Origin of the sequence: Solwaraspora sp. WMMB762, assembly GCF_049179115.1 — a bacterium.
GTDB lineage: Bacteria > Actinomycetota > Actinomycetes > Mycobacteriales > Micromonosporaceae > Micromonospora_E.
On record NZ_JBMHMD010000001.1, the window covers coordinates 4,895,177 to 4,921,910 of the forward strand.

Below are 26,734 nucleotides of genomic sequence, written 5' to 3' on the forward strand. Positions count from 1 at the left end.
CTTGCCGGCCGATGATCAGTACGTCGCCGGGTTCGGCTCGGGTGTGGCGAGTAGTCGGTTACTCGTCACGCCATTCTGCTATCGGGTAGGTCGTACGCCCGCAGTCCGGGCAGCACCTGGACTTGACCTTGAACGACCACAGCCCCGCACAGAAGCCCAGCAACGCCGCGAAGACCGCTCCGAGCATCGAAACTTCCTTCCTGTGGCGGGCCGGGAGACCGGCCCGGACGCCGGCCTGTCTTGACCCATCTACGCGGGAAGGATGACTTATGAGGGTTACTTGAGTCAACCCCTGTCGTAATCCCACAACATCAACGCTGTGGACTTTGAGCTGGTCGGGGCGCAGGAAATCGCCAAGATGCTCGGTGTGAGCCGACAGCGGGTGCACATCATCAGCCGACGCAAGGGCTTTCCCGACCCGGTCGCGGTCCTCGCAATGGGTTCGGTGTGGCTGAAGTCGGACGTCGAGCGCTGGATCCAGGAGAACCGGCGACAGACGTGAACTTATCGGGCACGCCGGAGCCCGGCGAGCCGTACGGCGAACGGCAGCGTCGGACACGTCCGGGTCAGTCGGTGAGGCGGTCGGCGCCCGCGTAGACGTTCATCGTCGATCCGCGTAGGAACCCGACCAGGGTCATCCCCGCTTCCTCGGCGAGGGCGACCGCCAGACTGCTCGGCGCCGAGATCGCCGCGAGCACCGGGATGCCGGCCATCCAGGCCTTCTGGGTGAGCTCGAAGCTGGCCCGCCCGGAGACCAGCAGCAGATGACCGCGCAGCGGCAGCAGGTCCTCCCGGGCCGCCCAGCCGATCAGCTTGTCGACGGCATTGTGCCGGCCGACGTCCTCGCGTACCGCCCGGAGTTGCCCGTCGGCGGCGAACAGGCCGGCGGCGTGCAGCCCACCGGTGCGGTCGAAGCCCTGCTGGGCGGCGCGCAGCTGGTCCGGCAGGCCGACCAGGGTCTGCGGGCTGAACGTGGCCCGGTCGGCGGCCACGTCGAACCGGGACCGGGTGCGTACGGCGTCGATGCTCGCCTTGCCGCACACCCCGCAGGAGCTGGTGGTGTAGAAGTTGCGGGTCGGGTCGGTCTGCGGCGGCGGGACGTGCCCGGCGAGCGTCACGTCGACCACGTTGTACGTGTTGGGTGTGTCGGTGCCGGCACACAGCTGGGCGGTCACCACGTCCTCGGCGGCCCCGATCAGACCCTCGGTCAGCAGGAAACCGATCGCGAGGTCGATGTCGTTTCCCGGCGTACGCATGGTGACGGCCAGCGGGGGACGCCGCGCCGCACCGGCCGGGCCGACCCGGATCTCCAGCGGCTCCTCCCCGGAAATGGTGTCCATCCGACGGACCCGCCGGGTCGACCCGCCGCCGACGTCGATCCGCAGCACGCTGCGTCGCTCGTTCGCCCTGCCCATGCACCCCATCCTGCCCCGGTTCGCAGGTGGCGAACGGGCCGGGAGGGCGGCAGCACTCGCCTCAGGCGCCGCCATATCGCTGTATGGTGTGCGTATGGCGGCGAAGAAGGTGACTGTGACCCTCCCCGAGGAACTGGTCGAGGCGCTCGGCGAGGCTGCTCGCGAGGATGGCGTCCCCTTGTCGCGGCTGGTGGCGAGCGCTGCGGAAAGTGAGCTCCGGCGGCGGGTCGGGCGGCGGCTGGTCGCCGACTGGCAGGCCGAGCACGGTGCGTTCACCGTAGAAGAGATCGCTGCGGCACGTGCGGAGATGGCTGCCGCCGACGCTCAGGCGCTCAGCGCGCCAGGTCGGGCCGCCGCGTGACCATCCCCTACGTCTACGACACAGGGGTGCTGCTGGCGATCGACAGCAATGACCGACGGATCTGGGCGATACACCATCTGGCCGTCGAGGAAGGGCGACGTCTACTCGTTCCTTCCGTCGTTGTCGGCCAGGCCTGGCGAGACACCCGCCGGCAGGTCCAGCTCGGACGGTTCCTGAGCAGCTGTGAAATCGTGCCAGTCGGTCTGGAGCTGGCCAAATCGGCCGGGGTGTTGTGCGGGAAGGCCGGTACCCGTGACGTGGTCGATGCCAGCGTGGTCACCATCGCGCTTGCCCGCGGCGCGATCGTCTTCACCAGCGACCCCGAGGACATCGCACACCTGTCGGCTGCCTCGGACGTCAAGCCAGGGCTCGTCGTCCGCCGCCTCTGAAACCCGTCGGCACGACGCGGGCCCGGCGGGCCTCCGAGGCACCTGTGACGCATCTGGGGCGACGGACGGCTCAGGCCGCCGGCGGTCGACTGGCCAGCAGCACCCCGACGACGGCTCCGAGCACCAGGAACGGCCCGAACGGCAGCTGCTGGGTCCAGCGGATCCGCCGGGCGACCAGCAGGACCACCGCCACGCCGCCCGAGCCGACGAAGGCGACCAGCAGCCCGAGCAGCACGATCGGCCATCCGAACCAGCCGAGCACCGCGCCGACGCTGAGCGCCAGCTTGGCGTCGCCTAGCCCGAACCCTCTGGCGCCGAACGCCAGGGTGGTGGCGGCGAACAGCGCCGCGACGCCCGTACCGGCGATGACCGCCCGCAGCCAGGCCGTTGACGGCTCACCCAGCAGCAGCACCGCCGCACCGAACAGCGCCCAGGTCCCGGCGGCGGCCGGGTAGGTGAGCCGGTCCGGCAGCCGGTGCACCGCGAGATCGACGAAGACCAGCGGGACCATCCAGGCCGCCCACCAGATCAGCGCCAGAAGGACCGGCCAGGGAAGGCCGGCGGAGACCAACGCCGCCAGCGCCGCGACGGCGACCACCTCGACGGCGAATGGCGGCGGGCCGACCCGGGCACCGCAGCCCTCGCATCTGGCCAGCGGGGACAGCGACGCCGGCGGGGAAAACGACCCCGGCCGGCCGGCCGCGCCGAACGGCGTGCCGCACCGTGGACAGCCGGTCCGCCACGGTTCGCCGGGTGCCACCGAGTGGACGGCGACGGCTCGGCGCAGCACGGGCAGCACCAGCAGTACGCCGAGCAGCCTGCCGGCCTGACCGGGCTGTCGCCGGGCGGGGGCCGGTGCCGGCCCGGTCCCGATCGGGCGCTCGTTACCGGTGATCATCCCTGCGCCCTCTCCCGGCGTCCGCGACGCTGGTAACAGTCCGTGTTTTCATGATCGCTTACTTTCGGTGTCGACCGGCCTGGCGGAGTCCGGTCGACCGGTTTCGGCTCGCACCGTGGTCGGCTCGCCGGCTGGCAGCGGTCGCGCCGACCGTCGACTTCCAAATGGGACAGAATCCGGCGCAGGCTGGCAATTCGCGATGGCGACTGTCGGTTTTCGATCACCACCGCCCACTTGACAGACGTACTCCGACGCGTCTTAGGGCGGTGATCGGAATGACCGGGCATCGCACCGCCCTCCATCGGGACCGGACTCGAAGATCGTAACCCTGAGTATTGTTCTGAATTGCCCCTGTTGCTGTCGCGGGCGTCAGCCTATGCTCCCCCCTTGAGCGATGCACTACCGCCGGGAAACATCCGACCGACCGGCGGAAATGCGTCGGTCGACACCTGGCCGGACCAGCCGGAGGCAGCACTGGATCATTCCAGCGGACAGTACGGCAACACCCCAACACATCGATGTTGGCAATAGTGCTTGTCGCCCTGCGCCACCCTGGCCGGCCCGGCGGGCACCGAGGAGGACGGACGTGAGGCCAAGTCAGCGCCCCTGGCCAGCGGTGATGCTGGCCGCGTCGGTGCTCGCGGCTGCCGCACTCGCCGGCTGCGCCAGCGAGCAGTCCGCCACCCTGCCACCACTGCGCGTACCGGCGGCGACCGACGACCCGGCCGCCGCCGAGGCCGCCGAAGCCGCGCTCGCCGCGTACAACGGCTACCTCGCCGCCGCCGAGAAGGCCGAACACGCGGCCGACCCCCATCACCCCGAGTTGAAGAAGTATCTCGGCGACCCGCTCTTGACCCGGGTCAGGCTGAGCATTCGAGTAGCGAAGGAGCACGGCGCCGTGCGTACCGGCTCACTAACCTCCGAACCCACGATAACCAACATCAATCTGGATTCGGTGCCGATGACGGTTGACATCCAGGACTGCCTGGACGCGACGAATTACCGGATGGTCTACGCCAACGACACCGACACGGTCGTTCCCGGCACCGAGGTGGGTCGTTACCTGGCCACCGCCACCGCGACCCGCTACGACGACGGTCGCTGGCTGATCAGCCGGGGTGTCGCACACCGGGACCAGCCATGTTGACCCGCGTCGGTGCTACCGGCCGCCGTACGTTCGTCGGGCTGGCCGCAGTCGTCCTGCTGGCTGCTGCCGGGCTGACCGCCGCCGTCCCGGCTGCCGCACAGTCGTCCGGCGGCGGCTGCGGCGGCGTCACCCAGGCCGAGTGCGAGGGCTGGGTCGAGCAGCCCGGCGGCCCCGGCCACGACGGAGGCGGCGGCAACAACGGCGGCGGCAACAACGGCGGCGGCGACGGCGGGGCCGGCCCGTGCTACCGCGACGGCGTCGAGTTGGACTGCTACGACGAGATCGTCGGCTGGTTCAACCGCGAGGACGAGTGCTACTACATGCGGGCCGAGCCGCAGCCGCCGGGCGGCGAGCCGGGGCAGGTCGCGTACAACGTCAGTTGCGTCGCCGGGCAGGTCTCAGAAATCGTCAGGTGGCTGGACGACCCGCCGTCGGGCTACGAGGCGCCACCGGACCCGTACGAGCTGCGTCGCCGTGCGTACGCCCGGATCCAATTCGAGAAGCCGGTCATCCACACCGCGCCCGACCCGGACAAGCCCGGCCTGGTCGGTCTGCCGGTCTGGGTGTGGTCCGAAGAGTCCAACGCCGTCTGGGGACCGCTTGATGAGGACGAGGCGGACCGCGACGTCAGCGTCCGGGTCGTGGCCGAGGTCGACGAGATCACCTTCAACATGGGCAACGGCGACAGTTTCAGCTGCGAACGGGACGAGGTCTTCGACGCATACGACCCGGCGGTCGACAACCCCTGGAACCCCGGCTGCGGCTACGACAACGGCTACTCGACGCCGGGCAGCTACCGGATCACCGCCACGGTCAGTTGGGACGTCACCTGGTTCATCAATGATGTGGAACAGGACATCTTCGCCAGCCCGCAGATCAGCAGCGACCCCATCGAGATCGAGATCGACGAACTGCAGGTGGTACGGCGATGACCGTGGCGACGACACGTACCGGCCAGGGCGGCGTCGATGCGCCGGTCACCCCGCCGAAGATCGTCCGGCAGCGACGGGTCCGGCCCGGCCTGCTCGGGCTGGCGGTGCTGCTGATCGCCCTCGGCGGGCTCGGGTCCGCCTTCGCGGTCACCTCGGTCCGGGCCACCGGCTCCTACCTGGCGGTCGCCCGGGACGTGTCGGTCGGTACGGTCCTGTCCGCCGACGACCTGGTGACCGTGCAGGTGGCTGGCGGGCAGGCGATCAAGCCGGTGCCGGCCAGCCAGCTCGACCAGGTCGTCGGGCTGCGGGCCGCAGTAGCCCTGGTGCCAGGCAGCCTGCTCACCCCGGCGCAGTTGACCAACGAGCCGATGATCGGGCCGGACCAGCAGCAGATCGCCCTCGGACTGCGGGCCGACCAGGTGCCGGCCCGGCAACTGAACCCCGGCGACAAGCTGATCCTCGTCGGCACCCCGACGCGTAACGCCAGTGAGAACGCGGTCACCCGGTTCGACGCGACCGTGATCGACGTGGCCGCCGACGACCGCAGCGGGGTCATCGCCTACCTGGCGCTCGCCTCGCGGGACGTGCCGGCGGTGGTGGTACTCGCCGCCGAGGACCGGATCGCGGTCGTGCTGGCCCCGGCGGCCTGACGGATGGCCATCGTCGCGCTCGTCTCCGCCAAGGGTTCCCCCGGCGTCACCACCAGCGCGCTCGCCTGCACGCTCTCCTGGCATCACCGGGTGGTGCTCGCCGAGTGCGATCCGGCCGGCGGGACGTTGATGGCCGGCTACCTCGGGGGTGCCCTGGAGGGCCCGCGGGGCATCGGGGAACTGGCGGTCAGCGAGTTGCGCGACGGCAACCTGGAGGAGGCCTTCTGGAGCCAACTGGTCGACTTGGACGCCCCCCGCCGGGAGCGGCTGCTGCTGCCCGGCGTGGTCGACCCGACGCAGATCGGCAGCGTCACCCCGCTGTGGCAACGGTTCGCCGACTTCTTCGTCGGTCTCGAACACGGCCGTCCACCGTACGACGTGATCGTCGACTGTGGCCGATTCTACGTCGCGAATCCACCGTGGCCGATTCTGCGGGCGGCGACCATCGTCCTGGTGGTGGCCGCCGCGCACCTGCCCGACCTGTCCAGTGCCCGGGCGGCGGTGACCGCCATCGAGCGGGACTTCGCCGAGCACCGGGTGCCGCCCGGCTCGCTGCGGCTGCTGCTGGTCGGTGACGGGCACAGCCGCGCCGAGATCAGCAAGGCACTGCAGCTGCCGGTGATCTCCCGGTTGCCGGCCGACCCCCGTACCGCCGAGGTGCTCAGCCACGGCGGCACGGTCAAGCTCAACCGGCCGCTGCTGCGGGCGGCCGGCGCGTTGGAGGTCCCGGTCCGATCGCTGATCGAGCGGCGCCAGGCCCGGCTGCGGTGGCCCACGCCGGAAGGGGTGCCGAATGCGATTTGAGCCAGTGCTGAGCGACCCCCGGGACGAGTCCGAGAACGGTACCGGCCGGCCCGTCGAGCGCGGTCGGTCCGGTCATGGCGGGCCTGGTCAGTCCGGCCAGCCGCCGCGCCCGGCCCGGGACCGGCCGGACCCGCTCACCTCGATCACCCCGCCGCTCGGTCCGAACGGCATCCCGGGCGAAGCCGCCCCGGGCGACGCCGTACCGCCCGCCGCGACCCGGCACAGCGGCGTGCCGCTGCGTCCCGCACAGCACGGCCACAGCGCGCGGCACAGTTGGCCGCTGGTCGTCCCGGTCAGCGCGGCACCGGCGGGCAACGCACCCGCCGCTCCACCGGTGTCGGCCCCGCCGGTGTCCGGTCCGGCGTGGGCCGCGCCACCCACCGCCCGGCCCACGGGCGCACCCCGGCCCGGCATCCAGCCCGGTGCCGCCCCGGCGACCCTGCCCCCGGTGACCCCGCCGCCGACCGCCTCGCCTCCCGTGACCCCGCCGCGCCCCGCCCCGCCCCCTGTGGCCCCGCCGCCGACCGCGCTGGCCCCAGCGACCACGCCGCCGGCCACCCCCGACACCACCGGCACCGGTGCGCTGGCCCGGCCGCGTACCGACTTCGCGCTGGTCCGCGAGCTGCGCCGGGAGCTCAGCACCCGGCTCACCCGCTGGCAGCGGGGTCGCGAGTTCACCATCGACGAGGAGGACGTCGAGCGGGCCCGGATCGCCGTCGCGGTCGTCGCCGAGTACGCCGACCAGGTCCGCCGGGCCGGCACCCCGCTGACCGCGTACGAGGAACGGGTGCTGCTCGACCAGGTCACCGCCGAACTCGTCGGGCTCGGCCGGCTGCAGACCCTGCTGGTCGACGACACCATCGAAGAGGTCCACATCCTCGGCTGCGACCAGGTGCGGATCACCCGGCGCAACGGGCAGGTGGACTGGCACGCCCCGATCGCCGACAGCGACGACGAACTGGTGGAGATCCTGCAGGCGGCCGCCCGCCGGGCCGGGGCCACCGAACGGTCGCTGTCCACCTCGAAGCCGACGCTGGACCTGCAACTGCCCGACGGCAGCCGGCTGGCCGCCGTCTACCTGGTCAGCCACCGCCCGTACGCGGTGATCCGCAAGCACAACACCCTGGACATCAGCCTCGACGACGTGGCCGGCGGCCGGCCCGACCTGGACGAGATGATCGACGTACTGGTCCGCGACTTCCTGCGGGCGTCGATGCGGGCCGGGCTGAACATCATGGTCGCCGGGCTGGCCGGGGCCGGAAAGACCACCATCATCCGGGCGTTGATGGACGAGATCCCGCCCGACGAGCCGTACGTGCTGCTGGAGGAGAGCCGCGAACTGCTGCCGGCCCGGCGTACCGAACGGCACCGGGCGGTGATGAGCTTCGAGGCCCGGGAGGGCCACGGCGAACGCGGTTTCGACGGCCGACCGGCCGGTGAGGTGAGCATCGCCGACCTGATCCCGGTCTCGCTGCGGATGGGCGTACTGCGGATCATCGTCGGTGAGGTCCGGTCCCGGGAGATCGTGCCGATGCTGCAGGCGATGACCACCAGCCGCGGCTCGATGTGCACCATCCACGCCCGTACCCCGTCCGGGGTCGGCGAGCGGATCGTCGAGCTGGCCCTGTCGCACGGCCGGGAGATGACCGTCGACCAGGCCCGCCGGATGGCCGGCAACGCCCTCGACCTGATCGTCTACGTCACCGTCGAGGACGAGACCGGCATCGGCGGACGCAAGCACCGGTTCGTCTCGCACGTCGAGGAGGTGATCGGGGTCGGTGAGGGCGGTCGGATCGCCACCACCACCGTCTTCGGCCCCGGCCCGGACGGCCGGGCGGTCCCCCGGCACCTGCCGGAACGGATCCGGGAGCAGTTGCTGCGGGTCGGCTACGACGCCCGGATGCTGTCCCGCTACATCGAGGCCGGCGTCGGCGCCTGGCGTCGGCCACGGCACACCGTCCTGCGGGGGCACCGGTGAACCTGCCCGCCAACATCGAGGTGATCGCGGTCGTCGCCGGCGCCGCCTGCGTCGGCGGACTGGTCCTCGCCGTCGTCGCGCTGATCGGCACCAGCCGGCCACCTGGGCCGCCGTCGCGGGCCGGACTGCTGGTGCGCCGGCTCTGGCTGGGCTCCGGCACCAGCCGCAGCGAGCAGCGCCAACATCAGGCGCTGCTGGTCGGCGCCGGGCTGGTCGGCGCATTCGCCTTCCTGGTCACCGGCCTGCCGGTGGCCGGCATCCTGGTCGCGGTCGCCGTGCCGGGGGCGCCGTGGCTGTTCAACGTCGGCAAGGCGGAGCGGCGGGCGATCGCCCGGATCGAGGCCGTCGGCGAGTGGACCCGCCGACTCAAGGATGTCTCCGGCACCGGCCAGGGCCTGCAGCAGGCGATCATCGGCACGGTCAGCACCGCCCCTGAGCAGATCAACCCGGAGGTACGGGATTTGGCGTCCCGGCTACAGGCCGGCTGGCTGGGCCGGACCGCGCTGCTGGCGTTCGCTGACGAGATCGGCGACCCGGTCTGCGACCAGGTGGTGGCGGCGTTGATCCTGCACCTCACCGACCGGGGCGAGCGGCTCGGTGACGTCCTGGGGTCGATCGCGAACGCGGCCGCCGCCGAGGTCGCCACTCGCCGCGAGGTGGAGGCCAAACGCACCCAGCCCCGGTTCGCGGTGCGGTTCCTGACCGTGATGACCCTGCTGGTCCTCGGGTACGGGCTGGTCAACCCGGACTACATGGCGCCGTACGGCACGCCGACCGGCCAACTGGTGATGGTCTCGCTGGGCGGCCTGTTCGTCGCGCTGCTGGTCTGGGTGCGGCAGATGAGCATCCCGCCCCGACCGGCCCGGTTCCTCGCCGCCCCGGACCCGGACGAGGTGCTGTCATGATCCTCAACTGGCAGTTGACCGTCGCGGTGGTCAGTGGAGCGCTGGTCGGCCTCGGGGTCTTCCTGCTGCTGCGGGAGACCAGCCCGGCCACGCCGGCGCTCGGGCCGGCGCTGCGCCGGCTGCACCACACCCAGGGCCGGCCGGGTGTGGTCGCCGTAGACAGCGATCTGGCCTGGCTGACCGGCGTGGTCCGGTGGCTGCGGCCACCGCACAAGGAACTCGCCCTGCTCGGCCGGACCCCGGAGCAGTACGCCCTGTCGCTGCTGCTGTCGGCGTTGATCGGGCTGGTCGCGCCGCCGGTGCTGGGCATGGCGCTTGGCGTGGTCGGCATCGACCTGCCGGTCGCCGTACCAGTGGCCGCCGGCCTGGTGCTGGCGGCGGCGGCCGCGCTGATCGCCCACCAGGACGTGGTCAGCAAGGCCCGGCAGGCCCGGCGGGAGTTCAGCCGGGCGGTCTGCACCTATCTGGACCTCGTCGCGTTGCAGCTGTCCGCCGCGCACGGGCCGGTGCAGGCGTTGGAACGGGCGGCGAAAGTGTGTGACGGGTGGGTCTTCGAACGGATCCGGGAGGCGCTGCGGCTGGCCCAGCTGCAGATGCATTCGCCCTGGGACGAGTTGCGGGACCTGTCCGACCAGATCGGCGTGCCGGAACTCGGTGACGTCGGATCGATCATGCAGTCGTCGGGCACCGAAGGTGCCCAGGTGCACGAGACGTTGCGTAGCCGCGCCGACTCGTTGCGCGACCAGATCAGGACCGACAACCTGGCTCGGGCCGAGGCGGTCACCGGCCGGCTCGACATTCCGGGAGCGTTCCTGGTTTTCGTCCTGATCGGATTCGTCCTATATCCCTTCCTGGCCCGGATCTGACCGCCCGGATATGACCGCCCGGCGGCCGCCGGGCAGACCCCCGAAAGGACACTCACCATGCAGATATTCACCCGCCTCTACCTCGCGGTGGCCGACCGGATCGGCGAGCTGCGCGGTGCCGACGAACGGGACCGGGGAGACAGCCCGGTCCCCACCGCAGTGATCATCGTCGGGCTGGCGCTCGTCGCGATCGCCGTCCTCGCCTGGGCGTCGAACCTGGCGTTCGACTTCATGAACGCCAACCCGGACCCGACCAGCGACCTGCCGGACTCGGGCAACTTCCCGGGCGGCGGCGATTGATCGGCGACATGCGCCGTCACTTCGTCCGCCGGGCGGGCCGGACCACCCCCACCCCGGTGCCCCGGCCCGCCCCTACCCCGGTGGCCCGGCCTGCTCCCACGCCGGTGGCCCGGCCTGCCCGGGACCGGGGCGCGGCGCCGGTCGAGTTGGCGATCCTGCTGCCGGCGATCCTGCTGCTGCTGTTCGCCTCGATCCAGGTCGCCGCGCTGTTCCTGGCCCGTACCGTGGCGTTGAGCGCCGCCCAGCAGGCGGTCACCGCCGAACGCGGCTACGACGCGTTGGGCAGCGGCAACGCCGACACCGGGGTGGGTGCGCAACGCGCCGCCGCGTTCCTCGCCGACGCCGGCGACTGGCTCGACCCGGACCCGCTGCCGGAGCCGTCGGTCGGCCCGGACGGGCGGTACGTGTCGTACACCGTCAGCGGCAAGGCGCTGTCCCTGATACCGGGTGTGACGTTCACCGTCAGCGAGACCGCCAACGGCGAGATCGAGCGGTTCGAGCAGGTCGCGGGAGGCTGATCGTGCGGCGACGCCATGCGGGCTGCGGCCGGGGCCGTGACCAGGGCCGCGACCGGGGCTCCGTCTCGGTGGAGGTGGCCATCCTCACCCCGGCGTTCCTGCTGCTCGTCGTCGTCGCCTGGGTGACCGGGCGGACCGTGCTGGCCCGCAACGCCCTGGACGCGGCGGCGCATGACGCCGCCCGCGCCGCGTCCATCTCCCGGTCGGTGACCGAGGCGCAGACCAACGCCGAGTACGCCGCGCAGCAGCGCCTCGACTGGGAGGGCATCGCCTGCGCCGGGGAGCCGGCCGCCGACTTCGCCCCGAACGGGGTGGACACCCTGTCCAAGGCGTTCGCCACCGCGCCCGGCAGCACCACCGCGCTGATCCACGTCCGGGTCAGCTGCACGGTCCAGTTCGGCGACCTGGGGCTGCCCTGGGTAGCGCAGGACCGGCTGCTCAGCGCCGACTTCCGTTCCCCGCTGGACCGCTACCGGGGGCGGGGATGAGCCGCCAACGGCCGGGCGGAAGCCGCCAACGGCCGGGCGTCAACGGCGATGCGTCCGGTCACCGCGACGCGGGGCGGGTCAGCGTTTTCCTCGCCGTGGCCTTCCTCGCCGTGGCGACCGTCCTGGGGATCACCGTGGACGCCGCCGGCAAGTACCGCACCAAGCAACGGGCGGACAACCTGGCCGCTGAGGCGGCCCGCACCGGCGGGCAGCAGATCGACATCGGTCTGGCAGTCAGCGGGGAGGGCCAGTTCATCGACGTCCCGGCGGCCACCGCCGCGGTCGACCACTACTTCGACGACATGCCCGGGGTGACCGGGTACACGGTCGAGGTCGCCCCGGATCAGCAGCAGATGACGGTGACCGTCGACATGACCTACGAGACCACCATGCTCAGCCTCTTCGGTTTCCCGCCGGGGATCCCGGTGACCGGGCAGGCCACCGCCGTGCTCCGGACCGACCCGTGACGGGAAGCCGACCCCTCGAGAGGAGCGGCACCATGCGCGCGACCCGCGTTTCCCCCGTCCGGCGGCTCGGGCAGGTCCTCACCGGCCTGGGTGCGCTGACCGTCCTGTTGATCCTGCTCGCCGGTGCACCGGTCGCGCTGATCGCGTTCGCCGGCAACCCGCTGCCCGATCACCTGCCCGGCATCGACGAGATCGGCACCGCGCTGACCAGCCGCGACGACGGGCAGCTGTTCATCCGGGTGTTGGCGGTGGTCGGCTGGTTGGGCTGGGCGACGTTCCTGCTGTCGGTGCTGGTGGAGGTGCCGGCCCGACTGCTGCGGCGGCCGGCCCCGAAACTGCCCGGCATGGGCCGTCAGCAGCGGGTCGCCGCCGCGCTGGTCGGAGCGATCTCGCTGATCCTGGTGGCCGGTCCGGCGGCGGCGTACGCCGCACCGGGGCCGGTCGAGGCGACCTCGGCGGCGGTGGTGGGCACCGGGTTCGGCAGCGCACCTGAGCTTGCCGCGCCCGCCGGCCAGCAGGCGACGCCGAACCAGCTCGTCGGTGCCTCCGGGCGGTCCGCCGCGGCGGCACCGGCCGCCGTTGGCTCGCCGGCCCCGCTGGTCTCGCCGGCGGCGTTGCACACGCTCGCGTCGGCACCCACCGGCCCGGAGGGCGGCGACACAGCACCGACAGACCAGCCGGACGAGGCGGCGGAGCCGGCCGTGTACCGGGTCGCCAAGGGTGACTACCTCGGCCACATCGCCGACCGCTACCTCGGCGGGTTCAGTGACTACCAGGAGCTGGCCGACCTCAACGAGATCGGCGACCCGGACCGGATCCGGGCCGGACAACTGCTGCGGTTGCCTGCCGAGGCGACGGACACCGGCGTCCGGCCGCATGCCACCGGCACGGTCGTCACCCCGGCGGTGACGCCCACCCCGTCACAGCCGGCCCCGTCGCAGCCGACGCCGGAGCAGCCGGCGGCCCCGCAGACCCCGCCGCCCGTCGACGTACCGTCGGACGCCGACCGCCCCGCCTGGCAGGTGGACAACGAGGCGACCGGCAACCTCGGCGGCGGCGTCTCCGCCGGCCGCTCCGGCCCGGAGCAGAACCTGAACCGTCCACTCGCGGTGACTGCGGTGATCACCGCAGCGAGCATCGTCGGTGCGCAGATCGGCACCATGCTCGGGCTGAAGCGGCGTACCGCCGGAACGTCCGGCGAGACCGGCCGGCACCGCCGCGACCGGGGCTGACCTGAGCCCGTACCGCCGCGACCGCGCCTGACTCGGGCGGCACCGCCGCGACCGCGCCGGTATCCGGCTGCTCAGCCGCCGCCCGGCCGGAGCTGCCGCTTGTCCGGCTTGCCGCTCGGCCCGACCGGCACCACGTCAATGAAGGTGACGGTACGGGGCCGGCTGGCCTGGCCGAGCCGGTCGGCCACCAGCTCGCCCAACTCCGCTGGGTCCGGCCGCTCGGCGGTAGCTGGTACGACGAACGCGTGCACGGCCTCCCCGCTGTGCTCGTCGGGCATTCCGACGACGTAGGCCTCGGCCACGCCGGGATGACCGGCCAGGACCCGTTCGATCGGGCCGGCGTACTGGATGTTGGCGTCGACGATGATCACGTCACGGATCCGGCCGAGCAGGTACAGGTAGCCGTCGGCGTCGAAGCGGGCGAGATCGCGGGTCCGTACCCAGCCGTCGACGAACACGGCCGCCGTCTCGGCCGGGTCGGCCCAGTAGCCGGCGGCCTGGCCCGGGGTACGGACGAACAGTTCGCCGGTGCCGCCCGCCGGGACCTGGTTGCCGGCGTCGTCGCGGATCTGTGTGTCGACCGGGTCGGGCGGCCGGCCGACGCTGGCCAGCCGGGCCGGCACCGCGGTCATCTCGGCGGGGGTCAGCATGGCGATCAGGCCGGCCTCGGTCTGGCCGTACCCGTGGTAGACGACCGGCCCCAGCACCGACACAGCCTGAGCCAGCCGGCCGGGTTCCAACGGGGAACCGGAGACCAGCAGGGCGCGCAACGAACCCAGGTCGACCGGACCGGTCCGCTGGCCGGCAACCAACTGATGCAGCCGGGGCACGGTGATCACGCTGGCGGTCGCCCGCAGCCGGGCGATCGCGTGAGGCAGGAACGGTTCCGGGCCGCCGGTGGGTTCGGCGATCACGGCAGTGCCGCCGGCGGCCAGGGTCAGCACGGTGTACTCCATCATCACCTGGCTGCTCAGCGATCCGAAGACCAGGAAGCGGCCCAGCCTGGCGGCCAGGTCGCGGACGGCTGCCGGCCACCGGTCGGGGCGCGCCGCCCAGCCCGCACCGAGCGCGGCGTACGTCTGGAGGCAGCCCTTCGGGTTGCCGGTGCTGCCGCTGGTGTAGATGATCCGCCCGCCGTCCCCCGGACGGCCGGCACAGTCCAGTGCGGCCGCTGACGGCGGTCCGGCGAGCAGGTCGCGAACCCCGGACGGGCCGGCGGATCCGCCCAACGGGCCGACAGCGTGCAGGTCGAGTCCGTCGGCCGCGACCCGTAGCCCGTCGGTCGCCGTGGACCGGTCGACCACCACCGCCCGGTTGGCCGGCACCGTGCCGCCACCGGTGAGGACGTGGCGTAACTGTCCCGGTGTCAGCCCAGGTCGCACCCCGGCGACCCGGGCGCCGACCACCTGGGCGGCGATCATGGCGGCGAACGCCTCCGGCGAGACGCCGAGCGCCATCGCCACCCCGTCACCCGGCCCGATCCCCGCCGCGCGCAGACCGGTGCTGATCCGCCCGACGGCGTCCAGGAGTTCGGCCCCGGTGACGGCGCGCGTACCATGCTCGAACACCGTCCGGTCGGCGGCAGCCGCCAGTAGGTCCAGGATCGGCTGCGGGTACACCGGGGCCGGCTCGGCCGGTCCAGGCAGCTCAGCCGGTCCAGGCAGCTCGGCCGGTCCAGGCAGCTCGGCCGGTCCAGGCAGCTCAGCCGGCTCAACTGCCGACATCGGTGAGGCACTCCTTCACGAACACGGCCAGCGGCTGTTGATGCACGCTCGCCAGGTCCCACTCGTTCTCCAGATTCTCGGCGAGGTGGTGCACCGCGCGTACCTGGCCGCCGCTGTGGAACCGCACCACCGGGTGCAGGTAGGTGGCGTCGTGGGCGGCGGCGGCGTCGTTTTCCGCGACCCGGGGCACCGACACGTCGAACGGGTCGACCGAGTCGTGGTTCGCCCCGTACTCCAGGGTGACGGCGAAGGTGGGCAGGCTGGCGCCGAGTCCACCGTCGGTCAGGTACGCCAGCGGCACCTCCTCGTGGTGGTACGCCGAGCCGTCCGGCCCGACGGTTACCACGTCGGCGAGCACGCCGAACTGCTGCCACAGCGCCGACGACCGGTTGACCCGGGCGACGAGTGCGTCGGTGATTGCCTCCGGGGTGGCGTCGAGTTTGGTGGTCGGCCAGCCGGTGCCGTGGTACCGGGCGCCGAGGATGCGGTACAACGCCCGTACCCCGTACCGGAAGCCGTGGATGAATCCGCTGGTCGACGTCTTGAAGTCGCGTTGCTGGGTGAGCGTGCCGGTGAAGTACAGGTCGGACACGGTGGTCGACTCGAAGGCGGACGTCTGCTCGGGGAACCGGTCGTTGATGACCAGCCGGGGCCGGCAGGTGTCGTCGAAGATGCCGGCGTCGAACCGGAACCCGGTGCAGGCGATCACCCGGTCGTACCGGATCTCCCGGATGGCTTCGACCGTCCGGGCGTAGCGGAACCGGACCAGGTAGCGGCCGTCGGCGTCGCGGGTGATGCGCTCGATCGTGCCGTCGAGCACCGCGTTCTGCGACTTCAGCTGGTAACTGTCGAGGAAGTTGTTGTTGACCGCCCGCAGGTGGCCGACGTAATGCGTCTGCCAGGCGAACCGGACGGAGCGGGGACCGGCGACGTGGATTACGGCCGCGGTTTCCATCAGCGCGTCGGCGGTCTCGAATCCGGAGTTGCCCTTACCGATGATCATGACGCGCTGGCCGGTGAAGTCGGTCGGGTCGACGCTGACGGTGTCGTAGCGTTCTGCCGTCTCGATGCCGGGGATCGGCGGTACGTACAGCTGCGATACTCCGGTCGCGACGATCACCCGGCGGGCGTGCCAGGTCCGGCCGTGTTCGTCGAGTACGGCGAACCCGTCGCCGTTGCGACCGATCCGCATCACCCGGGTCTGGTACTCGACCCGTACCCCGGTGGCGCTGGCGAAGTCGGCCAGGTAGCGGACCAGGTCGTCGGCTGCCGGGAAGTACCGCTTGCTGTACCGGGTGAACAGCAGCTCCGGATCGTCGCTGAGCAGCGAGTTCCAGTCCATCCGCAGCCGAAGTTCGGCGTCGTCGTAGCCGGTGTGCACTTTGTTGATGGAGATCAGCTGCCGGTGTCGGGGATAGCGGGTGAAGAACGTGCCGGGGGCGGCCCCGGCCTCGAGGACCGCGTAGTCGTGGCCGTCGCGGTGCATCAGGGCGGCGAGCTGAAGTCCCGCAGGCCCGGCACCGATGATCAGATAGTCGTGTGCCATGGCGCGACGCTAGCGGTGGGTATTCAGAGATTCATCAGACCCGATTGGCTGGGTCCGGGGCTGTCGGGCTGAGAGTGTTCTGAGATTCCGTGGTTACGGTCGGCGAGGTGACCAGCAATACGGTGACCGAGATCGATGCAATCGATCTGATCGGCCCCCTGCACCCGGCCGACCTACGGCGCGTGGCTGCCGCAGTGCACATCGAGGTCACTGCGGCGGTACGCGGCCGGGTGCAGGGTTGCCGTTCGTATCTGCGTGGCGTGCTCGACGGCGACCGGACCGTCTACGGCGCGACCACCGGCTTCGGCGCCCTGGTCGGCTTCGCCGGCCGGGACAACGACGCCGATCAGGCCGACAACACCCTGGCGCACCTCGGTGCCGGTCAGGGCCCGGACATCGACCCGGCGGTGGCCCGGGCCGCGATGCTCGTCCGGGTGTGGTCGTTGGCCCAGGGTGCTTCCGGCGTGTCACCACACGTGGTCGACGCACTGGTCGCCATGCTCGCGACCACGTTCGCTCCGGCGATGCCCCGGTTCGGGTCGGTCGGGGCCAGCGGTGACCTGATCCCGCTGGCGTACGCCACCCAGTCGCTACGCGGTCAGGGTCATGCCTACCTCGACGGTGAGCGGCTGCCGGCGGCCGAGGCGCTCCGGCGGGCCGGGCTGCGGCCGTTGACACTCGACGGACGGGACGCGCTGGCGTTGGTGAACGGCACGTCGGTGACGACGGCCGCCCTCGCGACCGCGCTGCACGATGTCCGGGTGGCGCACCGGTCGGCGCAGCGGCTGGCCGCGCTGCTCGCCGACGTACTCGGCTGCGACACCCACCAGTTCCTGCACCCACGACTGATCGCGGCGTACGGCCATCCGGGCGCGGTCGAGGTGGCGGCGCGGATGCGTGGGCTGCTGGCCGGGGCGCGGCCGTCGGGTAGCCGGCCGCTGCAGGAGGCGTACAGCATCCGGTGCGGTCCGCAACTGCTCGGCGCGGCCGAGGGCGCGTTGCGCTACGCGGACACGGTGTTGACGGCGGACCTGGCCGGGGTCAGCGACAACCCGCTGTTCTTTCCGGACGATGATCTGGTACTGCACGGCGGGAACTTCTTCGGCCAGCCAGCCGCGTTCGCCGCCGACGTGCTGGCGATGGTCACCGCCCAGGTCGGCAACCTGGTCGAGCGGCAACTGGATCTGCTGGTCGATCCGGCCCGCAACGGTGGTCTGCCGCCGATGCTCGCCGCCGGCCCCGGCCAGCAGCACGGGCTGCAGGGTGCGCAGCTGGCGGCGACCGCGCTGGTCGCGCAGCTGCGCCGGGAAGTCGCGCCGGTCAGTTCACAGAGTCTGCCCACCAACCTGCACAACCAGGACGTCGTGCCGTTCGGTACCCAGGCCGCGCTGCGCGCGGTGGACCAGGCGCGGCTGCTGCGGCTGATCTGCGGCTCGCTGGCGGTCGGGCTGCGCCAGGCGGTGCACGTGGGGGCGCGTCGGCCGACCGCACCGGGCTGCGCTCAGCTGCTCGACCAGCTGGTCGAGGTGGTGCCGGCGATCGACCCGGACCGCCCGCTCGACCAGGACGTACGCCGGGCAGCCGACCTGCTCGACCACGTCGACGAGACGGCCGGCAGTGGATCGACAGACACCGGACCTGACCGGCAGGCAGCGAAACCTCGGTAATTGTCCTTTGTAGCGTCAGGCGGTGAATCAAGCGATGCTCGACTATCTGATCATCGGGGCGGGCCCGGCCGGGCTCCAGCTCGCGTCGCACTTCGAACAGTCCGGACAAGCGTCCTACCTGGTGCTGGAGGCCGCTGGCGCACCGGGCGCCTTCTTCGAGCGTTACCCGCGGCACCGCCAGTTGATCTCGATCAACAAGCCACACACCGGCTCCACCGACCCCGAGCTGAACCTGCGGCTGGACTGGAATTCGCTGCTCAGCGACGACCCGGACCTGCTGTTCACCCGGTACACCGAACGGTACTTCCCGCATGCCGACCTGATGGTGCGCTACCTGGCCGACTTCGCCGCCGCGACCGGCGTTCGGGTGCAGTACGAATGCCGGGTGACCCAGGTGGCCCGCGACCCGGCCGGTGGCTTCGAGGTCACCGACGGGTCGGGCACGGTGCACCGGGCGCGCCGCGTCGTGGTGGCGACCGGGGTGTCCCAGCCGTACGTTCCGCCGGTGCCCGGCATCGAGCTCGCCGAAGGGTACGGCGACATGCCGGTCGACCCGAAGGACTTCCTCGACCAACGGGTGCTGATCATCGGCAAGGGCAACTCGGCGTTCGAGACCGCCGACAACCTGCTGGAGACCACCGCGTTGATCCACGTGGCCGGGCCGAGTTCGATCCGGATGGCGTGGCGCACCCACTACGTGGGGCACCTGCGCGCGGTGAACAACAACTTCCTCGACACGTACCAGTTGAAGTCGGCCAACGCCATCCTGGACGGTGAGGTGCGGAGCATCGTCCGCGACGCGGCCGGCTACCGGGTGCGGTTCAGTTTCAGCCGGGCCGACGAGGTCGTCAAGGAGCTGCCCTACGACCGGGTGCTGGTCTGCACCGGGTTCCAGTTCGACCCGTCGATCTTCGCCGCGGACACCCGTCCGGCGCTGACGATCAAAGACCGGTTCCCGGCCCAGACCGCCGAGTGGGAATCGGTGAACGTGCCGGACCTGTTCTTCGCCGGCACGCTCACCCAGCAACGCGACTTCAAGAAGTCGACCAGCGGATTCATCCACGGCTTCCGGTACGGCGTCCGCGCGCTGCACCGGATCCTGCGGCGGCGTTACCACGGTGAGGCCTGGCCGGCGGAGAAGCTCGACGCCGACCCGGCCGCGCTGGCCGACGCCATCATCGCCCGGGTCAACCGCACCTCCGCGCTGTGGCAACTGTTCGGGGTGCTCGCCGACGTGCTCACCGTGGCCGGGCCGGATGTCCGCTACCACGAGGAGGTGCCGGTCGACTACCTGGTGGGCAACGGGCTGTCCGTGCCCGGCCACGAGCCGACCCACGCCTTCGCGGTCACCTTGGAGTACGGGCCCGAGCACGACCAGGTGGACCCGTTCGACGTGTCGGTCAACCGGATCGCCCAGGACTCGGCCGGCCAGGCGCACGACGCCGCGTACCTGCATCCGGTGGTCCGGCTCTACCGCGACGGCGTCGTGACCGACGTCCACCACCTGGCGGAGAACCTGGAGAACCGGTGGGACCGGCCGGACGTGCACCGGGCGCCGCTGGTCGCCTTCCTGGACCGTTGCCTGGCCACCGTACGCGGATGAACGGGACCACGCTGCCCAGCGTCGCCGCCCCGGTGAACCTGGCCGACCTGCGGGCGGCGGCCCGTCGCCGGCTCGACCCGGCGCACGACGACTTCTTCGCCGGCGGTGCCGGCGACGAACGGACCGTACGCGACAACGAAGCCGCCTTCGACGCCTACCGGGTACTGCCCCGGGTGCTGCGCGGCGTCGGCGCCCGTGATCTGCGGGTGGAGCTGTTCGGCGAGACGGTCTCGATGCCCGTGCTGGCCTCGCCGACCGCCTTTCACCGGCTCGCCCACCCGGACGGGGAGGCGGGTTGTGCCCGCGCGATCGCGGCGGCCGGCACGATCATGGTGGTGAGCATGGCAGCCACCACCCCGGTGGAGACGATCGCGGCGGCCGTCGCCACGATGCCGCCCCGGCCGGCGCCGGCCAGCGGCCCGCCCCGTCCGCCGAAGTTGTGGTTCCAGCTCTACCCGCAACCGGACCTGGCGTTCACCGAGTCGGTGATCCGGCGCGCGGAGGCGGCCGGCTGCGGTGCGCTGGTGGTCACCGTCGACTCGCCGGTGTTCGGCCGGCGCGAACGGGACCTGCGGCACGGCTTCCTGGACCTGCCCGACGGGCTGTGCTGCGAAAACATGCGCGATCCGGTGACCGGCGAGATCCGGGCGATCACGATGGACGCCGCCCTGGACTGGCGGCGGATCGACTGGCTGCGGGAAACCACCCGGCTGCCGCTCGTACTCAAAGGCGTCCTGCACCCCGCCGACGCCGCGCTGGCCGTCGAACACGGGGTCGACGCGGTGCTGGTGTCCAACCACGGCGGGCGGCAGCTCGACGGCGTACCGGCCAGCGTCGACGCGCTGCCCGCCGTCGTCGACGCGGTCGCGGGCCGCCTCCCGGTGCTGCTCGACGGCGGGGTGCGGCGCGGCACCGACGTGCTCACCGCGTTGGCGTTGGGCGCGGTCGCCGTCGGCGTCGGCCGGCCGGTGCTGTGGGGCCTGGCCGCCGGCGGTGAGATGGGCGTACGGCAGGTCCTGGAGCTGCTGCGGGCCGACCTGGACCGGGCGATGGCGCTTGCCGGAGCGGACTCTCCGGCCGCGATCACCCCGGACCTGGTCACCCCGGCGGTGGGCGGCCGAGCGTGGCCGGTGGGGGTACGCCGATGACCGGGCCCGGCGTACCCGTGCTGCTTGCCCTTGTGGCGGCGGCGGTCCTGGTGTGGACGCTGCCCCGCTGGCTGCCGCCGGCAGTGATCGGCCTGCGGCAGTGGGTGTTCGCCCGGGTGAACGGTGGTGAAGGGATCGCGGTGCCCGGCCCGCTGGTCGGCGCGGAGCACTTCGAGCGGGTGTACGCCCACCCGGCGGCGGACGGACGCAGCCGGGGCGCGGGCCTGTCCGATCTGTTCTGGTACTGGTTGTCTCCGGGGCCGCACATGCACCAGGAGCACCTCGAACCGGGTGAGCGCTACCGCACCGTGGCCCGGACCACCCGGCGGGTGCTGGCCGTGTCGCAGCGACGGTCGACGGAGTTGGCCGCCTCGGCCGCCCGCCGGCAGCTGGACCGGTTGCCGCCCGAGCGGACCAGCCTGGTGCGGCTACGCGACATGATGCTGCCGATCTGGGCCGAGGTCTACTACGAGCTGGTCTTCGGTGAGGCATGCCCGCCGGACGCGCGGGCGCTGATCGTCGCGAACGCCGGCGACGTGTCGTCCGCGCTGAAGTGCAGTGGGCTGCGGCACCTGGGCCGGCGGAACCGGTTGACCCGCTACCTGCGGGCCCGCGTCGACGCGGGGACCGCCCCGGTCGTGCTGCCGGAGCCGTTCACCGCCCAGGAGACCGCCTGGTACCTGCACGGTGCGTTCTTCACCACGGCGGTCGTGCAGATGTCCGAGGCGATGGCGCATCTGCTGCTGGCCGTCGCTCAGCATCCGCCGACGCAGCTCGCGGTGCGCCGGGCGTTGGACGGGCCGGCGGAGGCCGCCGACGAGCTGCTCGACCGGGTGATCGACGAGACGTTGCGGGTGCATCCACTGTTCGGGGTGGCGCACCGGATCACCTCGGCACCGATCGAGGTGGATGCCGGCACCACCCTGCCGGCCGGCTCGGTGCTGCTGTTCAACTATCTGGCCTTCCAGCGCACCGGACCGGCCGCCGACGACGACTTCGACCCGGACCGTTGGTTGCGGCTGTCCCGGCGGGAGGCGCACTTCGTCCCGTTCGGCGTCACCGCGAACCGGGCCTGCCCGGCGCGCGGCGTCGCGCCGGTGATGATGCGCGCGGCGACCCGCGAGGTGCTGCGCCGGTACGCGCTGGTCTCCTCGGTACGCCACGACCGGTCGTTGCCGAGCCGGGGTCCGTGTTTCCTACTCCCGGCCGGTTCGGGCGAGGTCGGGCGACTGCGGCTGTGGCTGATGCGCACCGAGGACCGGTGGGCCGACGTCTGGCGAAGCCTGGTCCAGCTGGTGCTGGGCAGTGTGATGGTGCTCCACGCGCGACGGCTGCGGCTGTGCGCGAACCACTTCGACCATGCCGGGCGCTGACGCTGCCGAAACTTCGCTGGAGGGCCGATGAGTACGGTCGATCTGGCGCCACGGTTCTTCATCGCCGTGGCGGTCATCCTGCTCTGCTGCCGGACGGTCGCCTGGCTGCTCGGCAGGGTCGGTCAGCCGGCCGTGGTGAGCGAGATGCTCGCCGGGGTCCTGCTCGGGCCGTCGTTGCTCGGGCTGCTCGCCCCGACCGCCCAGCGGGCGCTGTTCCCGGAACAGCTGCATCCGGTGCTGTACGTCGTCGGGCAGATCGGCCTGGTGATGTTCATGTTCCAGGTCGGGTACGCGTTCACCACCCACCGGGTGGCCGACCTGGCCGGCACCGCCGGCGCGGTCTCGGCCGCCGGGGTGCTGGCACCGTTGGCGCTGGGCGCGCTGCTGGTGTTCGCCACCGCCGGACGTGTGCCGGTGCTCGCCGACGGGGTCCCGACCGGGGTGACGGCGGCGTTCGTCGGCGTCACCCTGGCGGTGACCGCGTTTCCGATGCTCGCCCGGATCGTCACGGAACGCGGGCAGGCCGGCACCCGGCACGGTTCGTTGGCCCTGGCCAGTGGCGCGATCGACGATGTGGTGGCCTGGATACTGCTTGCCGTGGTCCTCGCCGTGGCCACCGGTCGGCCCGGTCCGGCGCTGGTCACCGTCGGCGGGGCGGTGCTGTTCGGGCTGCTGCTCTGGCGGTTCGGGGCCCGGACGGCGGCGGCGCTGATGCGCGACGGCCGGCTCGGTGACCAGTCCCGGCTGCTGGCCGTCGTGACGCTGTTGTTCGCGGTGGCGTGGTACACCGACGAGATCGGGCTGTACGCCGTCTTCGGCGCGTTCGCGCTCGGTGCGGTGATGCCGCACGACCCGCGGACCGACCAGGTGGTGGAGACACTGGTCCCGGTGTGTCAGACCGTCTTCCTGCCGTTGTTCTTCACCTATTCGGGCCTGCACACCGAGTTCGGCCTGCTCGGTGATCCGTCGGTGCTGCTGTTCGCGTTGGCCTGCGTGGCGGTCGCGATCCTGGGCAAGTTCGGATCATGCTGGTTGGCGGCCCGGCTCAGGGGCGAGCCGAGCGGCGTGGCGTTGCGGGTCGGCGCGTTGATGAACGCCCGTGGCCTGATGCAGCTCATCGCGCTCAACATCGGGTTGTCCACCGGTGTCGTCAACTCCACGATGTTCACCGCGTTGGTACTGGTCGCCCTGGTGACGACGTTGATGACCACGCCGCTGCTGAGCTGGTTCGAACGTGTCGATCGCCGCCGAGGGGCCGGACCGGTCGCAGTCCTGATCGTCGACCCGCCGGCCGAAGTCCCTAGAAATTGACGAAGGTCTATGTAAATCCAGGTCTGGTGTGCGATTCTCGACAGGTGATGACGGCAAGCGTGACGTCGCCACCGGCACTGCGCCTGCTCCTGATCGAGGACGACGCGGACCTCGCGGGTCTGCTGACCGAAGTGCTGGCCGACGAAGGGTACCGGGTCGACGCCGCCCGCGACGGACAACGCGGACTGCATCTAGGACTTACCCGACCGTACGACGTCATGGTCATCGACCGGGTGCTGCCCGCGATCGACGGGTTGAACCTGCTCGCCCGGCTGCGTTCCCGTTCGGTGCGGGCCCGGGCATTGATGCTGACCGCGCTCGGCGCCGTCGACGACCGGGTCGCCGGCCTTGACGCGGGCGCCGACGACTACCTGGTGAAACCGTTCGAGCTGAACGAGCTCGCGGCCCGGTTGCGGGCGCTGTGCCGGCGCGCCTTCGACACCGCCGAGACGGTACGGGTCGGTGACGGCTGGCTCGACCTCGGGCTGCGGGACGTGGTGCTGCCCGACGGGTCCCGGGTCGCCCTGTCGTTGCGGGAGTTCGACCTGCTCCGGGTGATCGCCATGACGCCGACGAGGGTGCACTCCCGGTCCGGGCTGCGTCGGCAGGTGTTCGACGACGCCCACGCCACCTCCATCGTCGACACCTACGTCTACTACCTGCGCCGCAAGCTCGGCCGGTCGGTGATCCGGACAGTGCACGGAGTCGGCTACCGGCTCGGTGAACTCTGATGCCCCACCCGTCGGCCGAGCAGTTCGGCACCTCCTGGGCGGCCGCCGAACGCAAGGTCATCGCGCGGGCCCGGCTGCGCGTCGGCGCGCTGGTCGGCCTCGCGGTCACCGCACTGGTCACCCTGGTCGGCGGGATCGCCTACGGCATGCTCGTACACGGGCAGGAACAACAAATCGACCGGGAGCTGCGCTACACGGCCAGCCGCGGCAACCCGTCCGGGCCGCCGGGCTGCACCTGGCTGTTCCTGCGCGGCGGCGGCGAGCCGCCGGACGCGACGGCCTCCGGGCCGCAGGACGCAGCGGTCGCCGCACTGCAGACAGCCGGAGTCCCCGCACCAGCCGGATTCCCGCTCCGCCAGGTGATGGAGACGGTTGCCGCGACCGGCATCGAGCAGGTGACCAGGGTCGAGCGCAACGGCACCGTCTACTTCGTCCTCACTCAGCCCCGGGGCGGCGACACCATTCAGGCCGTCTTCGACGCCCGTTACCACCTCGCCGACCGACGGCACCTGCTCCTGGCCCTGTCCATCACCGAGGGGATCGGACTGCTGGCCGCCCTGGCCAGTGGGATGGTCGTCGGCTGGCTCACGGTCGCGCCACTCGCCGAGGCGCTCGCACGTCAGCGGCGCTTCATCGCCGACGCCAGCCACGAGCTGCGTACGCCCATCGCCCAGGTGCACACCCGGGCGCAGGTGCTCGCCCGCCGGGCCCGTAACGGCAACGGCAACATTCCGTCCGAATACGCCGCCGACCTGGACCGGCTGGTCGGCACCACCCGGCAACTCGGTGAGGTGGTCGACGACCTGCTGCTGTCCGCCCGGCTCGGCGCCGCCCCGGCCGACCGTGCCTCCGACGCACCGGTCGACCTGGCCGCCATCGTCGAGGACGCGGTCCTCGCCGAGAGCGACCGGGCACAGGAGTACGGCGTGGTGATCGCCCTGGACCGGTCCGCCGGTCCGCTGCCGGTGGCCGGGGTCTCCTCGGCGCTGCGCAGGGTGGTGTCCGAGCTGCTGACCAACGCGTTGCGGCACTCCCGACCAGGCGGCCGGATCGACGTCGCCGTCTGCCGCACCGCCGTCGGCGACACGATCGAACTGACCGTCGCGGACACCGGCGACGGCTTCGACCCCGACGAGCGCATCTTCGACCGGTTCCATCGCGGGGCCGGGTCGGACCGGCTGCACATCGGCCTGGGCCTGGCGCTGCTGCGCGAGGTGGTGACGGCGCACCGCGGCACCATCGAGGCCGCCGGCCACCCCGGTGCCGGCGCGAAGTTCACCGTACGGTTGCCGGCTGCCGTGGCACTGTCGGATCAGGGCAGTTGGGCCTGCACGACACCGGCCACCACCCGGCTGCGCAGCACCTGCTGATCGGTGGCGGCCGGGCCGTGGGCGACGGTGCCGTCGGTGAGCCGGAACGCACTGCCGTGCCACGGGCAGACCACGCAGGCGTGGCCGTCCGCGCTGATCACCTCACCCTGGTCGAGGGGTCCGTTCTGGTGGGCGCAGTGGGCCAGCAGCACCGTGACGTCCTCGCCGTGCCGGTAGACCAGCACCGGTACGTCGTCCACCTGCCGGCTGATCATGCCCGATTCGGGCAGGTTGGCGAACTCGGCGATCGGGTGCCAGCCGGCGGAGATCCGATGCAGCTCGGGCACCGCGTGGTTGACCCCGGCGGCCTGCTTGTAGGCGAGATGACCGCCGAGGAAGCCGCCGGCACCGACCGCGGCGAGGCCGAGGAATCCGAGCGTACGGCCGGTCTGGTGCCGGCCGCGCAGCCGGGCGACCAGCGATCCGGTGTAGCAGGCCAGGCCGACGGTGTTGGCGATCGCGTGCACCAGGCCGACCCGGCGCTGCTCGCGGGACAGGCTCGCCCAGTCGTTCGCCCCGGCGATGGCCGCCGGGATCGCGGCGGCGGTGCCGACGCCGACCAGGGTGGTCGCGGCCCGTCGCTGGCCGGGCAGCATGTCGAGTACGGCGGCGCTCAGCCAGGCGCCCATCGGCACCTGGATCAGCACTGGGTGCAGCGGATGCCCCAGCCACACCCCGTGCAGCAGGTCGCGGACCCGTTCGTTGCTGATCCGCCGCTGGACGCCTTGTTGCAGCCGGTCGCCGATCCGGTCCAGCCCGGTCGCCTGTTCGATCTTCATCAACAGTGCCCGCATCGTCCCGACGTTCCCGCCTGACCCACCACCAAACCTCGACGGTCTTGCACATGCCGGGCCAAGTTGGAGCTCTACGGAACGCGGTCCGTCGCGTCGAAGTAGCTGCGGACAGCGGTT

The 26,734-nt window shown here is 71.9% G+C and carries 27 protein-coding genes; 22 read left to right on the plus strand and 5 right to left on the minus strand.

Features of this window, described 5'->3' with window-relative positions:
* The first annotated feature begins 319 nt into the window (after nucleotides 1-319).
* Nucleotides 320-502, plus strand: coding sequence for a helix-turn-helix transcriptional regulator (locus ACN27J_RS21765; protein WP_421369004.1), 183 nt, complete (start codon nucleotides 320-322; stop codon nucleotides 500-502).
* A gap of 64 nt (nucleotides 503-566) precedes the next feature.
* Here the strand turns inward: ACN27J_RS21765 and fdhD are convergent, their stop codons facing one another.
* Nucleotides 567-1,415: a formate dehydrogenase accessory sulfurtransferase FdhD gene (gene fdhD / locus ACN27J_RS21770; RefSeq protein WP_421369007.1), complete on the minus strand. Its 849-nt coding sequence runs from the start codon at nucleotides 1,413-1,415 to the stop codon at nucleotides 567-569.
* 94 nt (nucleotides 1,416-1,509) lie between these two features.
* On the opposite strand from fdhD, the gene ACN27J_RS21775 reads away from it, so the two are divergent.
* On the plus strand, nucleotides 1,510-1,776 hold the full coding sequence (locus ACN27J_RS21775) for a YlcI/YnfO family protein (RefSeq protein ID WP_282233099.1): 267 nt from the start codon (nucleotides 1,510-1,512) through the stop codon (nucleotides 1,774-1,776).
* The gene (locus tag ACN27J_RS21780; protein WP_421369011.1) at nucleotides 1,773-2,165 is read left to right on the plus strand and encodes a type II toxin-antitoxin system VapC family toxin; all 393 of its coding nucleotides are present in this window, start codon (nucleotides 1,773-1,775) and stop codon (nucleotides 2,163-2,165) included. Before ACN27J_RS21775 ends, ACN27J_RS21780 begins: the two co-directional genes overlap by 4 nt.
* 70 nt (nucleotides 2,166-2,235) lie before the next feature.
* Here the strand turns inward: ACN27J_RS21780 and ACN27J_RS21785 are convergent, their stop codons facing one another.
* Complete coding sequence (locus tag ACN27J_RS21785) at nucleotides 2,236-3,063, minus strand: prepilin peptidase (protein ID WP_421369014.1); 828 nt, start codon at nucleotides 3,061-3,063, stop codon at nucleotides 2,236-2,238.
* A 619-nt stretch (nucleotides 3,064-3,682) separates the two neighbouring features.
* Here ACN27J_RS21785 and ACN27J_RS21790 point away from each other — a divergent pair.
* From ACN27J_RS21790 to ACN27J_RS21845, 12 genes are all read left to right on the plus strand, one after another.
* Nucleotides 3,683-4,210, plus strand: a complete 528-nt coding sequence (locus tag ACN27J_RS21790) for a hypothetical protein (protein ID WP_421372376.1) — start codon at nucleotides 3,683-3,685, stop codon at nucleotides 4,208-4,210.
* Nucleotides 4,204-5,142: a hypothetical protein gene (locus ACN27J_RS21795; protein WP_421369016.1), complete on the plus strand. Its 939-nt coding sequence runs from the start codon at nucleotides 4,204-4,206 to the stop codon at nucleotides 5,140-5,142. The genes ACN27J_RS21790 and ACN27J_RS21795 overlap by 7 nt, the downstream gene beginning before the upstream one ends.
* A complete protein-coding gene (locus tag ACN27J_RS21800; protein WP_421369019.1) occupies nucleotides 5,139-5,792 on the plus strand; it encodes an SAF domain-containing protein in 654 nt (217 codons plus the stop codon). Before ACN27J_RS21795 ends, ACN27J_RS21800 begins: the two co-directional genes overlap by 4 nt.
* 3 nt (nucleotides 5,793-5,795) lie before the next feature.
* Entirely contained in the window at nucleotides 5,796-6,596 is an 801-nt protein-coding gene (locus ACN27J_RS21805; RefSeq protein ID WP_421369022.1) for a ParA family protein, read from the plus strand.
* A gap of 334 nt (nucleotides 6,597-6,930) precedes the next feature.
* A complete protein-coding gene (locus ACN27J_RS21810; RefSeq protein ID WP_421372378.1) occupies nucleotides 6,931-8,574 on the plus strand; it encodes a CpaF family protein in 1,644 nt (547 codons plus the stop codon).
* Between the two features lie 2 nt (nucleotides 8,575-8,576).
* Entirely contained in the window at nucleotides 8,577-9,479 is a 903-nt protein-coding gene (locus tag ACN27J_RS21815; protein WP_421372380.1) for a type II secretion system F family protein, read from the plus strand.
* Nucleotides 9,479-10,345, plus strand: a complete 867-nt coding sequence (locus ACN27J_RS21820) for a type II secretion system F family protein (RefSeq protein ID WP_278174708.1) — start codon at nucleotides 9,479-9,481, stop codon at nucleotides 10,343-10,345. The genes ACN27J_RS21815 and ACN27J_RS21820 overlap by 1 nt, the downstream gene beginning before the upstream one ends.
* Before the next feature lie 57 nt (nucleotides 10,346-10,402).
* Nucleotides 10,403-10,645 (plus strand): hypothetical protein, encoded by a 243-nt coding sequence (locus ACN27J_RS21825; RefSeq protein ID WP_421369025.1) that lies wholly within the window; start codon nucleotides 10,403-10,405, stop codon nucleotides 10,643-10,645.
* A gap of 8 nt (nucleotides 10,646-10,653) precedes the next feature.
* Nucleotides 10,654-11,163: a TadE/TadG family type IV pilus assembly protein gene (locus tag ACN27J_RS21830; protein ID WP_421369028.1), complete on the plus strand. Its 510-nt coding sequence runs from the start codon at nucleotides 10,654-10,656 to the stop codon at nucleotides 11,161-11,163.
* A 2-nt stretch (nucleotides 11,164-11,165) separates the two neighbouring features.
* Nucleotides 11,166-11,651 carry a TadE/TadG family type IV pilus assembly protein gene (locus tag ACN27J_RS21835; RefSeq protein WP_421369031.1) on the plus strand — a complete coding sequence of 162 codons (486 nt, stop codon included), beginning with the start codon at nucleotides 11,166-11,168 and terminating at the stop codon, nucleotides 11,649-11,651.
* Nucleotides 11,648-12,118, plus strand: a complete 471-nt coding sequence (locus tag ACN27J_RS21840; protein ID WP_421369034.1) for a pilus assembly protein TadG-related protein — start codon at nucleotides 11,648-11,650, stop codon at nucleotides 12,116-12,118. The genes ACN27J_RS21835 and ACN27J_RS21840 overlap by 4 nt, the downstream gene beginning before the upstream one ends.
* Before the next feature lie 32 nt (nucleotides 12,119-12,150).
* Nucleotides 12,151-13,350, plus strand: a complete 1,200-nt coding sequence (locus ACN27J_RS21845; RefSeq protein ID WP_421369036.1) for a LysM peptidoglycan-binding domain-containing protein — start codon at nucleotides 12,151-12,153, stop codon at nucleotides 13,348-13,350.
* Between the two features lie 71 nt (nucleotides 13,351-13,421).
* Here the strand turns inward: ACN27J_RS21845 and ACN27J_RS21850 are convergent, their stop codons facing one another.
* The gene (locus ACN27J_RS21850; protein WP_421369039.1) at nucleotides 13,422-15,074 is read right to left on the minus strand and encodes a class I adenylate-forming enzyme family protein; all 1,653 of its coding nucleotides are present in this window, start codon (nucleotides 15,072-15,074) and stop codon (nucleotides 13,422-13,424) included.
* A complete protein-coding gene (locus tag ACN27J_RS21855; protein WP_421369042.1) occupies nucleotides 15,061-16,620 on the minus strand; it encodes an NAD(P)-binding domain-containing protein in 1,560 nt (519 codons plus the stop codon). Before ACN27J_RS21855 ends, ACN27J_RS21850 begins: the two co-directional genes overlap by 14 nt.
* 107 nt (nucleotides 16,621-16,727) lie before the next feature.
* Here ACN27J_RS21855 and ACN27J_RS21860 point away from each other — a divergent pair, with 107 nt between their 5' ends.
* Genes ACN27J_RS21860 through ACN27J_RS21890 form a run of 7 tightly spaced genes read left to right on the plus strand, consistent with a single transcriptional unit; the run spans nucleotide 16,728 to nucleotide 25,823 of the window.
* Complete coding sequence (locus ACN27J_RS21860) at nucleotides 16,728-18,287, plus strand: aromatic amino acid ammonia-lyase (protein WP_421369045.1); 1,560 nt, start codon at nucleotides 16,728-16,730, stop codon at nucleotides 18,285-18,287.
* 22 nt (nucleotides 18,288-18,309) lie between these two features.
* Nucleotides 18,310-19,890: an FAD-dependent oxidoreductase gene (locus ACN27J_RS21865; RefSeq protein ID WP_421369047.1), complete on the plus strand. Its 1,581-nt coding sequence runs from the start codon at nucleotides 18,310-18,312 to the stop codon at nucleotides 19,888-19,890.
* Nucleotides 19,887-21,038, plus strand: a complete 1,152-nt coding sequence (locus ACN27J_RS21870; protein ID WP_421369049.1) for an alpha-hydroxy acid oxidase — start codon at nucleotides 19,887-19,889, stop codon at nucleotides 21,036-21,038. Before ACN27J_RS21865 ends, ACN27J_RS21870 begins: the two co-directional genes overlap by 4 nt.
* Nucleotides 21,035-22,411 (plus strand): cytochrome P450, encoded by a 1,377-nt coding sequence (locus ACN27J_RS21875; RefSeq protein ID WP_421369051.1) that lies wholly within the window; start codon nucleotides 21,035-21,037, stop codon nucleotides 22,409-22,411. The genes ACN27J_RS21870 and ACN27J_RS21875 overlap by 4 nt, the downstream gene beginning before the upstream one ends.
* 27 nt (nucleotides 22,412-22,438) lie before the next feature.
* Complete coding sequence (locus ACN27J_RS21880; protein WP_421369054.1) at nucleotides 22,439-23,722, plus strand: cation:proton antiporter; 1,284 nt, start codon at nucleotides 22,439-22,441, stop codon at nucleotides 23,720-23,722.
* A 59-nt stretch (nucleotides 23,723-23,781) separates the two neighbouring features.
* A complete protein-coding gene (locus tag ACN27J_RS21885) occupies nucleotides 23,782-24,453 on the plus strand; it encodes a response regulator transcription factor (protein WP_421369057.1) in 672 nt (223 codons plus the stop codon).
* Nucleotides 24,453-25,823, plus strand: coding sequence for a sensor histidine kinase (locus tag ACN27J_RS21890; protein WP_421369060.1), 1,371 nt, complete (start codon nucleotides 24,453-24,455; stop codon nucleotides 25,821-25,823). Before ACN27J_RS21885 ends, ACN27J_RS21890 begins: the two co-directional genes overlap by 1 nt.
* Here the strand turns inward: ACN27J_RS21890 and ACN27J_RS21895 are convergent.
* On the minus strand, nucleotides 25,766-26,617 hold the full coding sequence (locus ACN27J_RS21895) for a Rieske 2Fe-2S domain-containing protein (RefSeq protein ID WP_421369063.1): 852 nt from the start codon (nucleotides 26,615-26,617) through the stop codon (nucleotides 25,766-25,768). The two genes, ACN27J_RS21890 and ACN27J_RS21895, sit on opposite strands and share 58 nt — an antisense overlap.
* Nucleotides 26,618-26,734 lie beyond the last annotated feature (117 nt).

Bases quoted from the DNA above. Each gene is read 5' to 3' on its own strand.
- fdhD (WP_421369007.1), bottom strand. From the start codon at position 1,415: ATGGGCAGGGCGAACGAGCGACGCAGCGTGCTGCGGATCGACGTCGGC.
- ACN27J_RS21775 (WP_282233099.1), top strand. From the start codon at position 1,510: ATGGCGGCGAAGAAGGTGACTGTGACCCTCCCCGAGGAACTGGTCGAG.
- ACN27J_RS21785 (WP_421369014.1), bottom strand. From the start codon at position 3,063: ATGATCACCGGTAACGAGCGCCCGATCGGGACCGGGCCGGCACCGGCC.
- ACN27J_RS21790 (WP_421372376.1), top strand. From the start codon at position 3,683: ATGCTGGCCGCGTCGGTGCTCGCGGCTGCCGCACTCGCCGGCTGCGCC.
- ACN27J_RS21795 (WP_421369016.1), top strand. From the start codon at position 4,204: ATGTTGACCCGCGTCGGTGCTACCGGCCGCCGTACGTTCGTCGGGCTG.
- ACN27J_RS21800 (WP_421369019.1), top strand. From the start codon at position 5,139: ATGACCGTGGCGACGACACGTACCGGCCAGGGCGGCGTCGATGCGCCG.
- ACN27J_RS21805 (WP_421369022.1), top strand. From the start codon at position 5,796: ATGGCCATCGTCGCGCTCGTCTCCGCCAAGGGTTCCCCCGGCGTCACC.
- ACN27J_RS21825 (WP_421369025.1), top strand. From the start codon at position 10,403: ATGCAGATATTCACCCGCCTCTACCTCGCGGTGGCCGACCGGATCGGC.
- ACN27J_RS21830 (WP_421369028.1), top strand. From the start codon at position 10,654: ATGCGCCGTCACTTCGTCCGCCGGGCGGGCCGGACCACCCCCACCCCG.
- ACN27J_RS21840 (WP_421369034.1), top strand. From the start codon at position 11,648: ATGAGCCGCCAACGGCCGGGCGGAAGCCGCCAACGGCCGGGCGTCAAC.
- ACN27J_RS21845 (WP_421369036.1), top strand. From the start codon at position 12,151: ATGCGCGCGACCCGCGTTTCCCCCGTCCGGCGGCTCGGGCAGGTCCTC.
- ACN27J_RS21850 (WP_421369039.1), bottom strand. From the start codon at position 15,074: ATGTCGGCAGTTGAGCCGGCTGAGCTGCCTGGACCGGCCGAGCTGCCT.
- ACN27J_RS21855 (WP_421369042.1), bottom strand. From the start codon at position 16,620: ATGGCACACGACTATCTGATCATCGGTGCCGGGCCTGCGGGACTTCAG.
- ACN27J_RS21870 (WP_421369049.1), top strand. From the start codon at position 19,887: ATGAACGGGACCACGCTGCCCAGCGTCGCCGCCCCGGTGAACCTGGCC.
- ACN27J_RS21875 (WP_421369051.1), top strand. From the start codon at position 21,035: ATGACCGGGCCCGGCGTACCCGTGCTGCTTGCCCTTGTGGCGGCGGCG.
- ACN27J_RS21880 (WP_421369054.1), top strand. From the start codon at position 22,439: ATGAGTACGGTCGATCTGGCGCCACGGTTCTTCATCGCCGTGGCGGTC.
- ACN27J_RS21890 (WP_421369060.1), top strand. From the start codon at position 24,453: ATGCCCCACCCGTCGGCCGAGCAGTTCGGCACCTCCTGGGCGGCCGCC.
- ACN27J_RS21895 (WP_421369063.1), bottom strand. From the start codon at position 26,617: ATGCGGGCACTGTTGATGAAGATCGAACAGGCGACCGGGCTGGACCGG.